This is a genomic window from Bradyrhizobium sp. HKCCYLS20291, from assembly GCF_051167715.1.
Lineage (GTDB): Bacteria > Pseudomonadota > Alphaproteobacteria > Rhizobiales > Xanthobacteraceae > Bradyrhizobium.
On record NZ_JBNPTO010000012.1, the window covers coordinates 154,331 to 170,192 of the forward strand.

The following is a 15,862-nucleotide window of genomic DNA, read 5'->3' on the forward strand; positions in this document are numbered from 1 at the left end:
ATGGGCTCACTCGCGCAGGGTCGCGAGATAGGCGACGATGTCTTCGATCTGCTCAGCCGACAGGATCGGCTTGTCGCGCCAGGCGGAACCGACACGCGTCAGCCCGTCGACGCGATAATAGGACGGCATGATCGTCGCCGGATTGATCCTGGAGGCATCGACCAGCCGCAGCCGCAGCTGCGCGGCGGTGGAACGGCCACCCGCGCCGGCGAGGCTCGGCGCGAGGTCGCCCTGGAAGCGCACTTCGGCGAACGGACCGGAGTGGCAGAGGATGCAGGTTGAGCTGCGCGCCAGCACCAGTGCTCGGCCGCGCGTGGCGTCGCCGGGCTGGCCGGTGAGCGAGTCCGGGATGCCGTCGCCGCTGATCGTGTACGACTTCAGCTCCTGCGCGGCCGCAGCGGCGGGCAGGGCGGTGAGGATGACGGCGATGAGCCGGCTAGCCGAAGGCGTCATGGGTCAGCGCCTTGAACCAGCTCGCCGCAGCCTCCGCCTCGGCCGCCCGCGTGCTGCTGGGCGCGTCGATCGGGCTCGTCTTGCCACCTTCCACTTCGGCGAACAGATCCCCCTTGGATTGATAGACGCCCGACAGCGAGAACGCGTAGTCCGGCGCGACGAGGCTGTAGCAGATGCCGGTCAGCGGTGGTGGCTCGGCCTGCCGCCCGGTGAGGTCACGCGTGATCACGGCGGCGCAGGCCTTGCCCTGCGCCTGTGCGGCACCGGCCGATTTCGGAATGCCGCCGCCGAGGCAGGCATCGCCGATGACATGGACATCCGGCACGAGCTTGGAGGCGAAGGTCGAAGCGTCGATCGGGCACCAGCCGGTGCGGTCGACGGCGCCGGCGATCACGGCGATGCGGCCGGCCTTCTGCGGCGGAATGATATTGGCAACATCGGGATTGTAGTTGCCGAACTCGGTGATCACGGTGAGCGTGCCAACGTCGACGCCGGTGACGCGGCCGCCTTGTGACAATGGAATGCGCTCGATCATGCCTGGGTACAGCCGTTGCCACGCCTGCTCGAACAATTTCTGTTGTGAGAAGCTATCCTTGGCGTCAAGGATCAGCACCTTCGACTTCGGTTTGTGTGCTTTCAAATAATGCGCGATCAGGCTAGCGCGCTCGTAAGGCGCGGGTGGGCAGCGCGAGGGATTGGCGGGCACCGCGATGGCCACCGTGCCGCCATCCGGCATCGCCTCGATCTGCTTGCGCAACAGCAGGGTCTGCTCGCCGGCCTTGTAGGCGTGCGGCATCACCTTGGAGGCCGCCTCGTCGTAGCCCTGGAGCGCCGTGAAATCGATGTCGATGCCCGGCGCCAGCACGAGGCGGTCATAGACCAGCGTGGTGCCGTCGGCGAGCGTCACCTTGTGCGCGGGCGCATCGATTGCCGCAGCCGCTTGCAGGACGACGCGCACGCCCTCGGCCGCGATCCTGTCATAGCCGAACTGCTGGGCACCGATGTCACGTAGCCCGGCGATGACCTCGTTGCTCAGGGGACACGAGGTGAAGGTCTTGTTGGCCTCCACCAGCGTCACGTCGAGCTTCGCGTCGGCCTGGTGCAAGGCGCGGGCGCAGCTCGCGCCGCCGAAGCCGCCGCCGATCACGATCACACGCGCCGCCGTCTGCGCGCGCAGCACTGCAGGTGCGGCGAGCATCGCTGCGCCCGCCGCGATCAGGCCTCCGACCTCTCTGCGGGTGCGCTGGCTCACTCTCATCCGTTCAGACTAGCATGGCGGCAGCCATTATTCCCAACGGCCGCCGCCACGCGGATCATGCGAAGGTGATGTTCTGGTCGCGCAGCGGCACCGAGCGGATGCGCTTGCCGGTAGCGGCGAAATACGCATTCAGCACCGCAGGGGCTGCGACGCCGATCGTCGGCTCGCCGACGCCGCCCCAGAAGCCGCCGCTCGGAACCATGACCGCTTCCACCTTCGGCATTTCGGCGATGCGCATCGAGTTGTAGGTATCGAAATTGGTCTGCTCGATGCGGCCGTCCTTCACCGTGCAGCCGCCATAGAACAGCGCCGTCAGGCCGTAGACGAACGAGCCGGCGATCTGCCGCTCGACCTGCGCCGGGTTGACCACGTAGCCCGGATCGGTCGAGGCGACGATGCGGTGAACCTTGATCTTGGTGCCGTCGATCACCGAGATCTCGGCCGCGCCCGCGACGTAGCTGCCGTAACCGTGCAGCTGTGCCAGCCCGCGATAGACGCCCTGCGGCGCCGGCGTGCTCCAGCCGATCTTCTCGGCGACCGCATTGAGCACCGCGAGATGCTTCGGGTTCTTGGCCATCAGCTTGCGGCGGAACTCCAGCGGATCCTGGCCGGCGGCGTTGGCGAGCTCATCCATGAAGCATTCAAGATAGATCGCGTTCTGGTTCACGTTGACGCCGCGCCAGAACCCCGGATTGATGTGCGGGTTGCGCATCGAATGCTCGATCAGCAGGTTCGGCACGGAATAGCCGATTGTCGCCTCGCCTGATGAGGCCAACCCCTGGAAGGTCGCGGGGTCCTTACCGTTGACCAGCGCGTCGGGCCGCAGGCTGAACAGGATCGACTGACCGGAGATCCGCATGTGCAGCGCAGTCAGGTTGTTGTCGGCATCGAAGCCGCCCGTCAGCTTGCACTGCGTGATCGGGTGATAGCGGCCATGCGTCATGTCCTCCTCGCGCGACCAGATCAGCTTGACCGGCGTGCCCGGCATCTCCTTGGCGATCTTCACCGCCTGGCGGACATAGTCGGTCTGGCCGCGCCGGCCAAAGCCGCCGCCGAGGATCAGCTTGTGCACCTCGCATTTGTCGGCCGGAAGTCCTGAGGCTTCCAGCACCGCGGCGAACGCCGCCTCGCCATTCTGCGTGCCGCACCAGACTTCGCAGCGATCGGCCGTGTAGACCGCGGTGGCGTTCATCGGCTCCATGGTGGCGTGGTTCTGATACGGATAGTTGTAGACAGCCTCGACCTTCTTGGCTGCGCTCGCCAGCGCGGCTTTGGCGTCGCCATTCTCGTTGCCGACGAAGGCGGGGCCGGACTCCAGTCCTTCGGCGAGCCATTTGTTGATCGACGCCGAGGACACCTTGGCGTTGTCGCCTTCGTCCCACACGATCGGCAGCGCATCGAGCGCGGTCTTGGCGTGCCACCAGGTGTCGGCGACGACGGCGACGGCCGTGCCGTCGACCGCCACCACCTTCTTGACGCCCTTCATGTTGGCGATCTTGGACTCGTCATAGCTCTTCAGCTTGCCGCCGGTGACCGGGCAATCCTTGATCGCGGCGTTGAGCATGTTCGGCAGCTTCATGTCGGCGCCGTAGATCATCGCGCCGTTGACCTTGTCGGCGGTGTCGAGCCGCTTGACGCCCTTGCCGATCAGCGTCCAGTCCTTCGGATCCTTCAGCTTGACGTCGGCCGGAGGCGTCAGCTTTGCCGCGGCCTCCGCAACCTTGCCGTAGGTAGTGGTCTTGCCCGAGGCCTTGTGCGTGATCACGCTGTTGGCGGCGGTGCATTCGGCGACCGGCACCTTCCACTCGTCGGCGGCGGCCTGGATCAGCATCATGCGCGCGGCGGCGCCGCCCTTGCGAACATAGTCGTGCGACGCGCGGATGCCGCGGCTGCCGCCGGTGGAGAAATCGCCCCACACGCGCTTGCGCGCGACGTTCTGGCCCGGCGTCGGATATTCGGTCGTCACCTTGCTCCAGTCGCAGGCGAGCTCCTCGGCGACGAGCTGGGCGAGACCGGTCAGCGAGCCCTGGCCCATCTCGGACCGCGCGATGCGGATCACCACGGTGTCATCCGGACGGATGACGACCCAGGCGTTGACCTCGGGAGAGCCATCCGCGGCGCGCACCACCTGAGGGCCGCCGAAGGGAATGTCGAGGCCGAGTGCGAGGCCGCCGCCGAGCGCGGCGGCGCCGACGACGAAGGACCGGCGGTTGAGGCGCGGCGTTATCTGCTGATTCATGCCGTCCTCCTCAGGCGTTCGCTGCAGCGTGGATCGCCTCGCGCACCTGCGCGAAGGTTCCACAGCGGCAGATGTTGGTGATGGCGTCGTTGATGTCCTGATCGCTCGGCTTCGGCTTGTCCTTGAGCAACGCCGCGACGGCCATGATCATCCCGCTCTGGCAATAGCCGCATTGCGGCACGTCGTTCTCGAGCCAGGCCTGCTGCACCTTGTGCAGGCCGTTGCCGCTCGCGAGCCCCTCGATGGTGGTGATCTGCTTGCCGACCGCCTCGGAGACGGTGATGCCGCAGGAGCGCACGGCGGTGCCGTCGAGATGCACGGTGCAGGCGCCGCATTGTGCAATGCCGCAACCATATTTGGTGCCGGTCAAACCAGCGTTCTCGCGGATCGCCCACAGCAGCGGCGTGTCCGGCTCGACGTCGAGAGTATAAACTTTGCCGTTAATCGTCAGGTTTGCCATCGCAGATCCCCTTTCGTTCAACTCACCAGTTGAACTCAGGGGCGCACTGTGGCGCGAACGTTTGAATCCTTCAAATCAAGAATATGCGTTTGCGGCGCGGAAGATTCGTGATGAGCCGGTGTTGTTTGTTGCTGGCGCTCAGGACCCGCGCGGTGGTGCAACCGCAAGCCGCAGGAAGCTCATCACGCTGCCGAGCACGGCAAACCCCGCGCCGAGTGCGAGCGCCAGGGTGGCGCCTTCGCGTCCCGCGAGGCTGAAGCACAGCGCGGCGAGCGCCGCGCCCGTGGTCTGTCCGGTCAGCCGCGCGGTGGCGACGATGCCGCTGGCGCCGCCGCTGCGATGCGGCGGAGCACTCGACATGATGGCCTTCATGTTCGGCGCCTGGAAGAAGCCAAACCCGATGCCGCAGATCAGCATACGCCAGACGATGTTGGCGATGCTCGGATCGTCCGGCAGCATCGCGAGCAGCGCCATTCCGGTCCCGAGCATCACGAGGCCAATGCCGCCGAGCAGGCCGGCGGGAAAGCGATCCGACAGCCGGCCGGCGATCGGCGCCATGATCGTGACTGCGAGCGGCCACGGCGTCATGAAGAACCCGGTCTCGACCTGCGAGCGTTGCAGAACGTCTTCGAAGTAGAACGGCAGCGACACGAAGCCGAGGCCCTGGACCGAGAACGAGCAGACCGCGGTCGCTGCCGAAAGCGCGAACACGCCGCGGCGGAACAGGTCGATCGGCAGCATCGGCGCGGGGTGATCGGCCTGGCGTCGCGTCAGGATGATGCCGAGGATGAGCGCGCTCACTAGTTCGGCAGCGACCGTGGCGGGCGTTGCGCCATGCGCGGCGCTGCCGATGCCGGTGATGAACAGCCCGAGGCATAACGCGGCGAGGCCGGCGCCGAGGAAGTCGAAGCCGTGGTCGGCGCGCGGCGTTGATGGCAGCATCTTCATGCCGATCGCGATCGCGATCAGGCCGAACGGCAGGTTGATCGCGAACAGCCACGGCCAGGAGCCGAGCGAGAGAATGGCGGACGCAACGGTCGGACCGAAGGTGAAGGAGATGCCGACCACCAGCGCGTTGTGGCCGAGGCCGCGGCCCAGCATCTTGCCGGGATAGACGTAGCGCACCAGCGCGGTGTTGACGCTCATGATGCCGCTGGCGCCGAGCCCCTGTAATGCGCGCGCGATCACCAGCGTCGGCAGCGACCAGGCCAGCGCGCAGCCGACCGAGGCCAGCGTGAACAGCAGGAGGCCACCGAGATAGATGCGCTGATGGCCGACGATCTCGCCGAGCGCGCCGAGCGGCAGCAAGGTCGCCACCAGCGCGATCTGGTAGATGTTGACCACCCAGACCACCTCGGCCGGAGAGACGTGGAGATCGGCCGAGATCGCCGGCAGCGCGATGTTGGCGATCGCGACATCGAGCGAAGCCATCGCCAGCGCAGTGAAGATCGCGGCGACCGCCCACGGCCGCTGGCTTGAAGGCAGGCCGTCGGTTGAGCCGTCGCCGGTGGTTGCGTGTTTCGAGGCACGGTGGCGGTTCGACATGAGGACCTTCGGTTCGCGGACGCGTTCGTATCACCATGTACACGGGAGCGGGCGAGCGCCCCAGCCGTCTCAGGCGCATGGGGGCATGCGTGAGAGTGCACTGCAGCGCCGAAGATATCGTAAGGCAGATCGATCTATTGACACCGAATGCCGCGATCGAGCCGCGCACGCCTCTGGAGCCGGGCGCGGCCTTGCTGCCGCGCATCGGCCGTTTGGAGGCGCCAGCGTCACGGCGTGCGGCCCGACCGCTATACCCTCCCGATGCGTCTGTTTCATCCCAGTCTCAAACGAGAGAATGCCGCGCTCGAGCGGGATGGGGCGCGAGCAATCCCAGATCGAGTGCAGCTATCAATCCATAAGTAGCGATGCGCTTGATGAGAAGCGGATGCGCAGAAGAAATCATCTGCCAAGTGGGGGCAATCTCCCGGCGAACATGGCGGCAATCACGCCGCCATCGATGAGCAGGTCGCTCCCGGTCACAAAGCCCGCGTCGGGCCCGAGCAGGTACGAGGCGGCGACCGCGATTTCCTCGGGTGGCGCCATGCGCTTTGACGGCGAGGCGGCCACCATCGCGCGGTAACCGTCGCCGCTTGCAGAGTTGAGTTCGTGCTGTGCGAGTGGGGTCATGATGATCCCCGGACTGATGGAATTCACCCGGGCGCCCTTATCGCCCCAAGCGATCGCCTCGGCCTGGACACGAAGGTGGTTGGCGCGTTTAGCCAATGCATAAGCAAGCGCCGAGTCCGGAACGGCAGCGCCCTTCAGGAACGGAAGCTCAAGCAGTTCATCCGCGGGTGTGAAGGCCAACGCTCTGTTCTGCTCGTCGCTGAGCGGTGGGATCATGTGGCCTGCCATGCTGGAGATCACGAGCCCCGCGCCGCCGCGCGCGATCACGCGCCGGAACTCCTCAAACACGACAGCCGAGCCGTAGAGGTCGACCGCCAGCACGCGGTCCGGCGTGGCCATGTTTGGCGACAGACCGGCGGTATTCACCACTTGCTGAACGTTGCCGAGCGTGGCGGCGAACTCCGCGAGTGCGCGCACCGATTGGCGTGATGCGACATCGACCTTGCGCGCCTCGACCTCATAGCTCGCCTCATGCAAATCCTTGGCGGCAGCGCCGAGCAATTGCTCATTGAAATCGGCGAGCAGCACGGTCTTGCCGAAGCCCTGCCGGCGCGCGATGGCCATGCCGATCCCGCCGGCTCCGATGACGACGACCACATCCTTCGTCATTGCTTATCTCCTGGTTGTCGGCTGCCTCACGAGGCTGACAGGCAGGCGCTCCTGAATTGACGGGCCGGAGATACGCAATCTCAATCGATACGATTAGCCCCTGGATACTGCTTGGACCTATTCGTTCAGCTTATTTATCGTGACCTGCGGCCGGCTTCGCGGTGGGCACGGCGAAGCTCCTTTAGCAACGCCGCGAAGGCCGACGAAGGATGCCGGTGATTGGGATAATAGAGATGGTATCCCGAGAACGGCGGACACCAGTCATCGAGCACCCGGATCAGCCTGCCGTTGGCAATGAGGGGCAGCACCATGTCCTCCATGACCATGATGAGTGCAGTCCCGTGCAAGGCCGTGGTGATCAGCAGCTGCGTGTCATTGACGGTGATCGGCCCGTCGACGTGAACGTTGACGACGCGGCCGGCGCGCTCGAACTCCCAGGCGTAGAGTCCTCCGGTGGTCGGCATGCGAATATTTGCGCATCGATGGTGCGTGAGGTCCTGCGGCTCGACCGGAGCGCCGTGCTCAGCAAAATAAACGGGAGAGCCGACAACCGCCTGACGAAGCTCGGGGCCGATCGGCACGGCGATCATGTCCTTGGCAATGCGCTCACCGAGCCTGATCCCCGCGTCGAATTGCTCACCGACGATGTCGACGAGGGTCGAGTCGATGGCGACCTCCATCTTGATGTCGGGATAGCGCTTGCCCAGGCGAAGGAGCGCAGGCCACAGCACCGTCTCTGCCGCATGCCGTCCGGTGGTGAGGCGGAGCGATCCCGACGGCTGCTCGTGAAGCTCGCTCAGCGCCTGAAGGCGAGCCTCGATGTTGCCGAGTGCCGGCCCGAGCGTGGCCAGGAGTTGCGCGCCGGCAGCCGTTCGGCGCAACGTTCCGGGTCGTCCGCGTGAGCAGGCGCAGCTGCAGACGCTCCTCCAACCGCCGGATTGTCTGGCTCAGCGCCGATTGCGATCGACCGAGCTTCGCCGCAGCCCGGGTGAAGCTGCGGGCCTCGGCCACGACCGCGAAGACAGCGAGATCCGCCAACTCGTCGATGAGCATTCATTAGTCCGATGAATAAGTTCATTCACAATTATCTCTCTAATCGAAATGAGTCTCGCGGTCCATACAGGCGGCAATGATCAGGCGTGGGGGGCCTGGTTCACGATCTTCGATGGAGCGGCATCATGAGAACACGTCAGCTTGGACCTCTCACCGTGTCGGAGCTCGGCTACGGCACCATGAGCTTCACCGCGATCTATGGCGCATCGCCGGAGCGTCAGGAGGCGATACGCGTCATCCGTGGCGCGCACGATCTCGGCATCACGCTGTTCGACACAGCCGAAGCCTATGGCCCATGGACCAACGAAGAGCTCGTTGGCGAGGCGCTCGCGCCGCTGAGACACCAGGTCGTGATCGCAACCAAGTTCGGTTGGAACATCGATCCGCGGACCGGCGAGCGGCGCCCCGGGTTGAACAGCCGCCCCGACCACGTGAAGAGGGTCGTCGATGCCATGCTCAAGCGGCTCGGCACCGACCACATCGATCTGCTCTACCAGCATCGCGTCGATCCCGATGTCCCGATTGAGGATGTTGCTGGCACAGTGAGGGACCTCATCGATGCCGGCAAGGTACGCCATTTCGGCCTGTCAGAAGCGGCGGCGTCGACGATCCGGCGCGCCCACGCGGTGCAGCCCGTGGCAGCCGTCCAAAGCGAATATTCGCTGTGGACCCGCGACCCGGAACCCGACGTGCAGCCGCTTTGCGAGGAGCTCGGCATCGGCTTTGTGCCGTGGAGTCCACTGGGCGCAGGTTTTCTTACGGGGAAGTTGACCACGAGCACCAGCTTCGAGCAGGGCGACTTCCGCGCGCGATCACCCAGGTTCACGTCCGAAGCGATGAACGCAAACCGAAAGATCGTGGGCGTGGTGGAGCAGCTGGCCGCCGCGAAGCGCGCGACTGCCGCGCAGATCGCACTCGCATGGCTCCTGGCACGCAGGCCCTTCATCGTTCCGATCTTCGGAACGCGGCGACTGGACCGGGTGCGCGAAAACCTCGGCGCGGCCGATATCAGCCTGTCGCCGGCCGCCATCACTGAACTCGAGAGCAACCTTGCCCGCATCAAGGTCGTTGGCGACCGGCTTCCACCCGCCGTACTCGAACTCTCCTACCGCTGACATCGACATAGGATACGACCATGAAACATCGCATGCTCGGCCGCGACGGCCTGCAAGTCTCCACCATCGGCCTCGGCTGCATGGGCATCAGCTTCGGCTATGCGAACAGCCTCTCGAAACACGAGGGAATTCGACTGATCCGTGAGGCCTTCGATCGCGGCGTGACCTTTTTCGACACGGCCGAGGTCTATGGTCCGTTCGAGAACGAGGAGGTCGTCGGAGAAGCGCTGCGCCCCATCCGGGACGAGGTGGTGATTGCCACCAAATTTGGTTTCGACATCGATTTCGAAACGCGCCAGAACCGCGGCGTCAACAGCCAGCCCGCGCGGATTCGCCAGGCCGTCGAAGGCTCGCTCAAGCGGCTGGGCATCGCGACGATCGACCTGCTTTACCAGCACCGGGTCGATCCGAACGTGCCGATCGAAGACGTGGCCGGTACGGTCAAGGAGCTGATCGCCGAGGGCAAGGTCAAGTATTTCGGCATGTCGGAGCCTGGCGTGAAGACCCTTCGTCGCGCCCATGCGATCCTGCCCGTCACGGCAATTCAGAACGAATATTCGCTGTGGTGGCGCGCTCCCGAGACCAACGGCATACTCGATGCCTGCGATGAGCTCGGCATCGGGTTCGTCCCGTACAGCCCACTCGGAAAGGGTTTCCTGACTGGCGCGATCGGCAAGGAGACCAAGCTGCCGGCGCACGATTTCCGCAGCACCCTTCCTCGGTTCTCACCCGAAGCGATGGAAAGGAATCAGGCCTTCGTCGACCTGCTCAAGCGCATCGCCGAAGGAAAAGGCGGGACCCCAGCGCAAATCGCGCTGGCGTGGCTGCTCGCGCGGCGACCCTATGTCGTGCCGATCCCAGGCACCACCAAGCTTCACCGTCTCGAAGAGAACATCGGGGCGAGCAGCATTGAATTGACGCAGGCCGATCTGCGTGAGATCGAGCAGGGCGCTTCGCAGATTGAGCCGGAAGGCGACCGATATGCGCCGGCGCAGATGGCGATGGTGGGCCGAGACGCGCCAACATCCGGATCAGGCACATGATAGCCAGGGCAGCTCCAAGGGCCTGCTCGCTACTACGTCGGTCCGGAACGACGGGGAAGATGGGACTTGGCAATCGAAGAACGCCCAGCCCGAGAGAGTTCGGCAACCCTGCGCGATAGCCCTGGCGCGGCCCGCGACATTTCTCCGGCCGCAACTACACCGCCGGCCGCGCCAGCCGCTCAATGGTCTGGTTATGCCTGGTCAGCAGCTCACACGCATGTCCGATCTGCCTTGCGCGCAGCGCCTGCAGGATCAGGCGGTGATCCTGGTTGGTGCGCGGACGCCAGCCGGCGTTGCGCGCCATCGCCAGCACCAGGCGTGAGTTGGCCAGCCGCAAGCCATCGAGGCTCGACAGCAGCCGCGGCATTGCGCAGGGCGTGACGAGGGCGCGGTGGAAGGCGCGGTTGGCGGTCTCGAACTCCTGGATCGTCTCGGCATTGTCGGCTTCGATCAGCGCCAGCTCGATCGCGGCGAGATGCGCCGGCGTGTAGCGCGGTGCGGCGTTGCGCAGCGCAATGACTTCGAGCGCCACCCGCATCTCGACGATTTCCCTGGTCGACTTCGCATCGAGCGGTGCCACCCGCACACCGCGCCGGGGCGCAGCGACCACCAGATAGAGCGCCTCGAGCTGCCTGAACGCCTCGCGCACCGGGACGTGGCTGGAGCCGAACTCGCGCGCGATGTGGTCCTGCCGGAGCGGCGTGTCCGGCGCCAGCGCGCCGCTGACGATCTGCTCGGTAATCGCCTCGGCGATGCGATGGGCGGTGGTGAGATTCTCGTCCTGCATGGGCATAGATTATCTATTGAAAAAGCTGATGCGGGAAAAAGCGCGCTGTCCTACGGTGCAGAAATACAGTTTTCATAGATAATTTCTATGAAAATCTATAGTTTGTGGAGTGACGGCATGATAGGTGTGAGCAGTGCAGAGTCCGATCGGGTCCAACATGGCGATTCGCTCCGTCACGATTGGACGCGGGACGAGGCCGAAGCCCTCTACGGACTCCCATTTCCGGACCTGATGTTCCTGGCCCAGTCGGTGCATCGCCGGCACTTCGATCCGACGCGGCTGGAGACGGCGAGCCTGCTCAGCATCAAGACCGGTGGTTGCCCGGAGGATTGCGGCTACTGCTCGCAGAGCGCGCATTACGACACCGGGCTCAAGGCGACGAAGCTGATGGATCGCGACACGGTCGTCGCCACCGCGCGGCGCGCCAAGGAGGCGGGCGCCGAGCGCTTCTGCATGGCGGCTGCCTGGCGCAGCCCCAGGGATCGCGATCTCGACCAGGTCTGCGCCATGGTCAGCGCGGTGAAGGATCTGGGCCTGGAAACCTGCGTCACGCTGGGCATGCTGACGCCGGCGCAGGCGGTGCGTCTCAAGCAGGCCGGGCTCGACTTCTACAATCACAACGTCGACACCTCGCCGGAATTCTACGACCGCATCATCAGCACCCGAACCCTGCAGGATCGCATCGACACGCTGGCGCATGTCCGCGACGCCGGCATCAAGGTGTGCTGCGGCGGCATCATCGGCATGGGCGAAGCGGTCGACGACCGTCTCGGCATGCTGGTGCTGCTGGCCAATCTCGATGCGCATCCCGACAGCGTGCCGATCAACCTGTGGAACGAGGTCAAGGGCGTGCCGGTCAACGACACGGCCGATCGGCCCGACGGAATCGCGCTGGTCCGGCTGATCGCAGTGGCCAGGATCGTGATGCCCGCAAGCGTTGTGCGGTTGTCGGCCGGCCGGCAATACATTAGCGACGAGTTGCAGAGCCTGTGCCTGCTCGCCGGCGCCAACTCCATCTTCATCGGCGACGTGCTGCTGACCACGGCCAATCCGCAGGCGCAGCGCGATGCCGATCTGCTGGCCCGTCTCGGCATGACGTCGTCGTTGTCGGTGCGGTCGAGCGCGTCAGCATAGCAGCAGGCCTGTTTCCGCGGCACGGACATGCTGCTGCGCCGCTCCGGCACACGGTCGACGTCATGCCGCCACGTTGCACGACCGCCGATGATCTCGAGACGATCCAAACCGTGATCGACGAAGCCGCCGATTTGCGCTCGCCTGATCCCCGCATTAGCATCGCGTCAAAAGCGTCGTTGCGGGAGGACAGAAGCCATGAATGGGCCGGTGAATGCTGACAGCTCCAAGGAGCCGAAGGAGGCCACGGAGGCGGTGAGGGCGGCACAGCAGGCCATGCTGGCGGCGCTGCCGTTCGGCGATACCGCCGATTTCGACGACGCGGCGCGCGGCTTTCTCGGCAGCATCGACGATGCGAAGGTCACGACGGCGCAGGGGCGTACGGTGTGGAGCCTCGCGCCCTACGGCTTCCTCGAGGCCGAGCAGGCGCCTGACACCGTCAACCCGAGCCTGTGGCGGCAGGCGAAGCTCAACATGCATCACGGCCTGTTCGAGGTCGTGCCCGGCGTCTATCAGGTGCGCGGGCTCGACATCGCCAACATGACGCTGATCGAGGGCGACACCGGCGTCATTGTCGTCGATACGCTGACCTCGATTGAGGGCGCGCGCGCTGCGCTCGAGCTCTACTATCAGCATCGCGGCACCAGGCCGGTAACGGCCGTCATGTTCACGCACACCCACACCGACCATTGGGGCGGCGCTCGTGGGGTGGTCAACGAAGATGAAGTCACCAGCGGCCAGGTGCCGCTGATCGCGCCGAACCTGTTCATCGAGCATGCGGTCTCGGAGAACATCATCGCCGGTCCGGCGATGCTGCGCCGGGCGCAATACCAGTTCGGCCCGTTGCTCGCCAAGGGCCCGAAGGGCCATGTCGATTGCGGTCTCGGGAAGACCATGGCCGCCGGCGGCGTGGCGCTGCTGCGGCCGACCGATTTGATCATGGCCACCGGCGACACCAGGACCATCGACGGGCTCAGCTTCGAATTCCAGATGGCGCCGAACAGCGAGGCGCCGGCGGAGATGCACTTCTACGTGCCGCGTTACCGGCTGTTGAACCTCGCCGAGAACTGCACCCACAATTTCCACAATCTGCTGCCGTTCCGCGGCGCCGACGTGCGCGACGCGTTGGCGTGGTCGAAATATCTCGGCGAGGCGCTGCAGCTCTGGGGCGGCAAGGCCGAGGTGATGTGCGGCCAGCACCATTGGCCGGTGTGGGGCGCCAGCCGCGTCGACGCCATGATCCGCGAGCAGCGCGACCTCTACAAATTCGCCCATGACCAGACCTTGCGGCTGATGAACCACGGCCTGACTGCCAGCGAGATCGCCGAGCAAATCGCGCTGCCGAAGAGCCTGGAAGGCGCCTGGCACGGGCGCGGCTATTACGGCCACATCCGGCATAACGTGAAGGCGATCTACCAGAAATATCTCGGCTGGTACGACGCCAATCCGGTCAATCTCGATCCGTTGCCGCCGGCGGACGCCGGCCGCAAATACGTCGAGTACATGGGCGGGGCCGACGCGTTGCTGGCGCGGGCACACGCGGACTATGCAAAGGGTGAGTTTCGCTTCGTGGCACAAGCGGTCGGCCATCTCGTTTTCGCCGAGCCCGACAACGCTGACGCCCGCGCGCTGCTGGCCGATACGCTCGAGCAGCTCGGCTATGCCGCGGAGAGCGCGACCTGGCGCAACGCCTATCTGTTCGGGGCGCAGGAGCTGCGCCACGGCATGCCGGAGGTGCCGGCGCGGCCGGGCATGCCGCGCGAGACCCTGGCCGCATTGCGCACCGAGCAATTGTGGGACGTGCTCGGTGTGCGCCTCAACGGGCCGAAGGCGGAAGGCAAGCACATCGTGCTCAACTGGGCCTTCACCGACACCGGCGAGCGCTTCGTGCTGACCTTGCAGAATTGCGCGCTGACCTACGCTGTCGGCGTGCAGGCCTCCACGGCCGACGCCGGCTTCACGCTGGCGCGGGTCACGCTGGACGAGATCATCGCCAAGGCGACGACGTTTCCCGAAGCGGTGGCAGCCGGAAAGATCAGCTTCGTCGGCAACCCGATGCGGCTGGCCGAACTGATGTCGCTGATGGACGAGTTTCCGCGCATGTTCGAGATCGTCGAGCCGAAGCGGAGCAGGGTGACCTGATCTGCTCGGGGGAGCTGCCGGGGCTAACGAGGTTAATCAATCGTAAAGGCATGCAGCCGGGTTTCAGGACGCGCGAGACGCTTTCCTTAAACTTTGAAGGATCAGGCGTGCCGTAATTTTACCGGCCGTGTCGTACCGTGGCGCGACTTTTTTTGGAGACGCGCAATGTTTTTATTGGGGATGGGGAAGGATCCGGCGTCAATTTCCGACGCAGTTCATGTCGAGCTCGTGAAGACGCTGCACGGCTCGCTGGTGCCGTTCGTGCTGATGGGCGTGTCGCTTTCCATCGCCAGCGGGATCATCGCTTGGCACACCGGTGATTTCGCCGTCACCGGCGTGCTCGGTATTCTCGGCGTGGCCCTGACGATGACGAGGATGCTCGGGGTGCGGTCCTATCAACGGCGCATGGCGAGTGAGCGGCCTCTCGACAAGGATGATATCCTGAAGCTGCGACGCCCATGTGCGATCGCCACCCTCATGCTTTCGCTGCTGCTGGGCTTGATGGCTGCGCGCAGTCTGCAGCTCCAGGACCAGACCTGTTCGACCTTGGCGCTCAGTTTCGGCTTCGGCTTCGGCGCCAGTCTCGTTTCTCGTCTGGCGCTGCTTCCCCAGCTCGCCGTTGCTGCGTTGAGCCTGTTGAGCCTTCCCGCCGTCACGGTCGCGTTGATGCAGCACGATCTGCCGCATCTCGGGCTTGCACTCGTGATGATCATCTTTCTGCTGGCCGGAATCGAGCTGCTGCGGCTGAGCCACAAATCGTCGGTGGGGCAGATCCATCTCAGGGAGCAGTTCGAGCGGCTGTCGCGGATCGATCCGTTGACGGGGGTGCACAACCGGTCCGCGCTGGCATCGGATCTGCCTGCTCTGATCGCCGACCGCAGCCGCGCGATGGTCGCGATCTACGCCATCGATCTCGATCATTTCAAGGCGGCCAACGACCGCTTCGGCCACCCGGTCGGCGATGCGCTGCTCAAGCAGGTCGCCGCGCGGCTGACCTCGCTGGTGGCTCAGGGCGGATTGGTCGTGCGGATGGGCGGCGATGAATTCATCCTGGTCGACACGTCGCTGCGCTCCCGGCACGCCGCGCAATCCCTCGCGCAGCGCATCGTAGACGTCGTCGCGGCGCCCTATCACATCGAGGGCCACGACATCGTCGTCGGCGTCAGTGTCGGCGCGGCGTTGTCGGATGATCAGGCGGCGAGCGCCGAGACGCTGCTGTCGCGTGCGGACCGGGCGCTCTATCAGGCCAAGGCCGCCCGCGGCGGTTTCGTCTTCGCTGAGGCTCAGGAGACGGAAACGCCAGACCTCGTGAAGCTTCGTTCTGGGCGGCCTAACGAAGCGATGTTCTCGGCTGCTTCCGCGGCCTGAGGCTTCGGAAGCTCGCCTCTCGAAGTCGTGGA

General features: G+C 65.3%; 12 protein-coding genes and 1 pseudogene. 5 read left to right on the forward strand and 8 right to left on the reverse strand.

The features are described 5' to 3' along the window. Positions 1 to 6: 6 nt before the first annotated feature. The 7 genes and pseudogenes from soxX to ACQR07_RS24730 form a co-directional block, all read right to left on the reverse strand. On the reverse strand, positions 7 to 453 hold the full coding sequence (gene soxX, locus ACQR07_RS24700) for a sulfur oxidation c-type cytochrome SoxX (RefSeq protein ID WP_434904727.1): 447 nt from the start codon (positions 451 to 453) through the stop codon (positions 7 to 9). Further along, on the reverse strand, positions 437 to 1,651 hold the full coding sequence (locus tag ACQR07_RS24705) for an FCSD flavin-binding domain-containing protein (RefSeq protein ID WP_434904782.1): 1,215 nt from the start codon (positions 1,649 to 1,651) through the stop codon (positions 437 to 439). Before ACQR07_RS24705 ends, soxX begins: the two co-directional genes overlap by 17 nt. A gap of 115 nt (positions 1,652 to 1,766) precedes the next feature. After that, positions 1,767 to 3,950 carry a molybdopterin cofactor-binding domain-containing protein gene (locus tag ACQR07_RS24710; RefSeq protein WP_434904728.1) on the reverse strand — a complete coding sequence of 728 codons (2,184 nt, stop codon included), beginning with the start codon at positions 3,948 to 3,950 and terminating at the stop codon, positions 1,767 to 1,769. 10 nt (positions 3,951 to 3,960) lie between these two features. Continuing rightward, the gene (locus ACQR07_RS24715) at positions 3,961 to 4,410 is read right to left on the reverse strand and encodes a (2Fe-2S)-binding protein (RefSeq protein WP_434904729.1); all 450 of its coding nucleotides are present in this window, start codon (positions 4,408 to 4,410) and stop codon (positions 3,961 to 3,963) included. 138 nt (positions 4,411 to 4,548) lie between these two features. Further along, entirely contained in the window at positions 4,549 to 5,955 is a 1,407-nt protein-coding gene (locus ACQR07_RS24720; RefSeq protein WP_434904730.1) for an MFS transporter, read from the reverse strand. 399 nt (positions 5,956 to 6,354) lie between these two features. Beyond that, positions 6,355 to 7,191, reverse strand: coding sequence for an SDR family oxidoreductase (locus ACQR07_RS24725; RefSeq protein ID WP_434904731.1), 837 nt, complete (start codon positions 7,189 to 7,191; stop codon positions 6,355 to 6,357). Positions 7,192 to 7,325: 134 nt separating this feature from the next. Next, a pseudogene (locus ACQR07_RS24730) lies at positions 7,326 to 8,244 on the reverse strand (LysR family transcriptional regulator). 125 nt (positions 8,245 to 8,369) lie between these two features. Between ACQR07_RS24730 and ACQR07_RS24735 the strand changes: the two are divergent. Together ACQR07_RS24735 and ACQR07_RS24740 are read left to right on the forward strand one after the other, a co-directional pair. Next, entirely contained in the window at positions 8,370 to 9,359 is a 990-nt protein-coding gene (locus ACQR07_RS24735; RefSeq protein WP_434904732.1) for an aldo/keto reductase, read from the forward strand. A 20-nt stretch (positions 9,360 to 9,379) separates the two neighbouring features. Then, complete coding sequence (locus ACQR07_RS24740; RefSeq protein WP_434904733.1) at positions 9,380 to 10,402, forward strand: aldo/keto reductase; 1,023 nt, start codon at positions 9,380 to 9,382, stop codon at positions 10,400 to 10,402. A 154-nt stretch (positions 10,403 to 10,556) separates the two neighbouring features. Here the strand turns inward: ACQR07_RS24740 and ACQR07_RS24745 are convergent, their stop codons facing one another. Then, on the reverse strand, positions 10,557 to 11,189 hold the full coding sequence (locus ACQR07_RS24745) for a GntR family transcriptional regulator (RefSeq protein ID WP_434904783.1): 633 nt from the start codon (positions 11,187 to 11,189) through the stop codon (positions 10,557 to 10,559). 117 nt (positions 11,190 to 11,306) lie between these two features. Here ACQR07_RS24745 and bioB point away from each other — a divergent pair, with 117 nt between their 5' ends. From bioB to ACQR07_RS24760, 3 genes are all read left to right on the forward strand, one after another. Continuing rightward, positions 11,307 to 12,323, forward strand: a complete 1,017-nt coding sequence (gene bioB, locus ACQR07_RS24750) for a biotin synthase BioB (protein WP_434904734.1) — start codon at positions 11,307 to 11,309, stop codon at positions 12,321 to 12,323. Positions 12,324 to 12,596: 273 nt separating this feature from the next. Continuing rightward, positions 12,597 to 14,462 carry an alkyl/aryl-sulfatase gene (locus tag ACQR07_RS24755; protein WP_434904784.1) on the forward strand — a complete coding sequence of 622 codons (1,866 nt, stop codon included), beginning with the start codon at positions 12,597 to 12,599 and terminating at the stop codon, positions 14,460 to 14,462. Positions 14,463 to 14,627: 165 nt separating this feature from the next. Continuing rightward, positions 14,628 to 15,830 (forward strand): diguanylate cyclase domain-containing protein, encoded by a 1,203-nt coding sequence (locus ACQR07_RS24760; protein WP_434904735.1) that lies wholly within the window; start codon positions 14,628 to 14,630, stop codon positions 15,828 to 15,830. Positions 15,831 to 15,862: the final 32 nt, after the last annotated feature.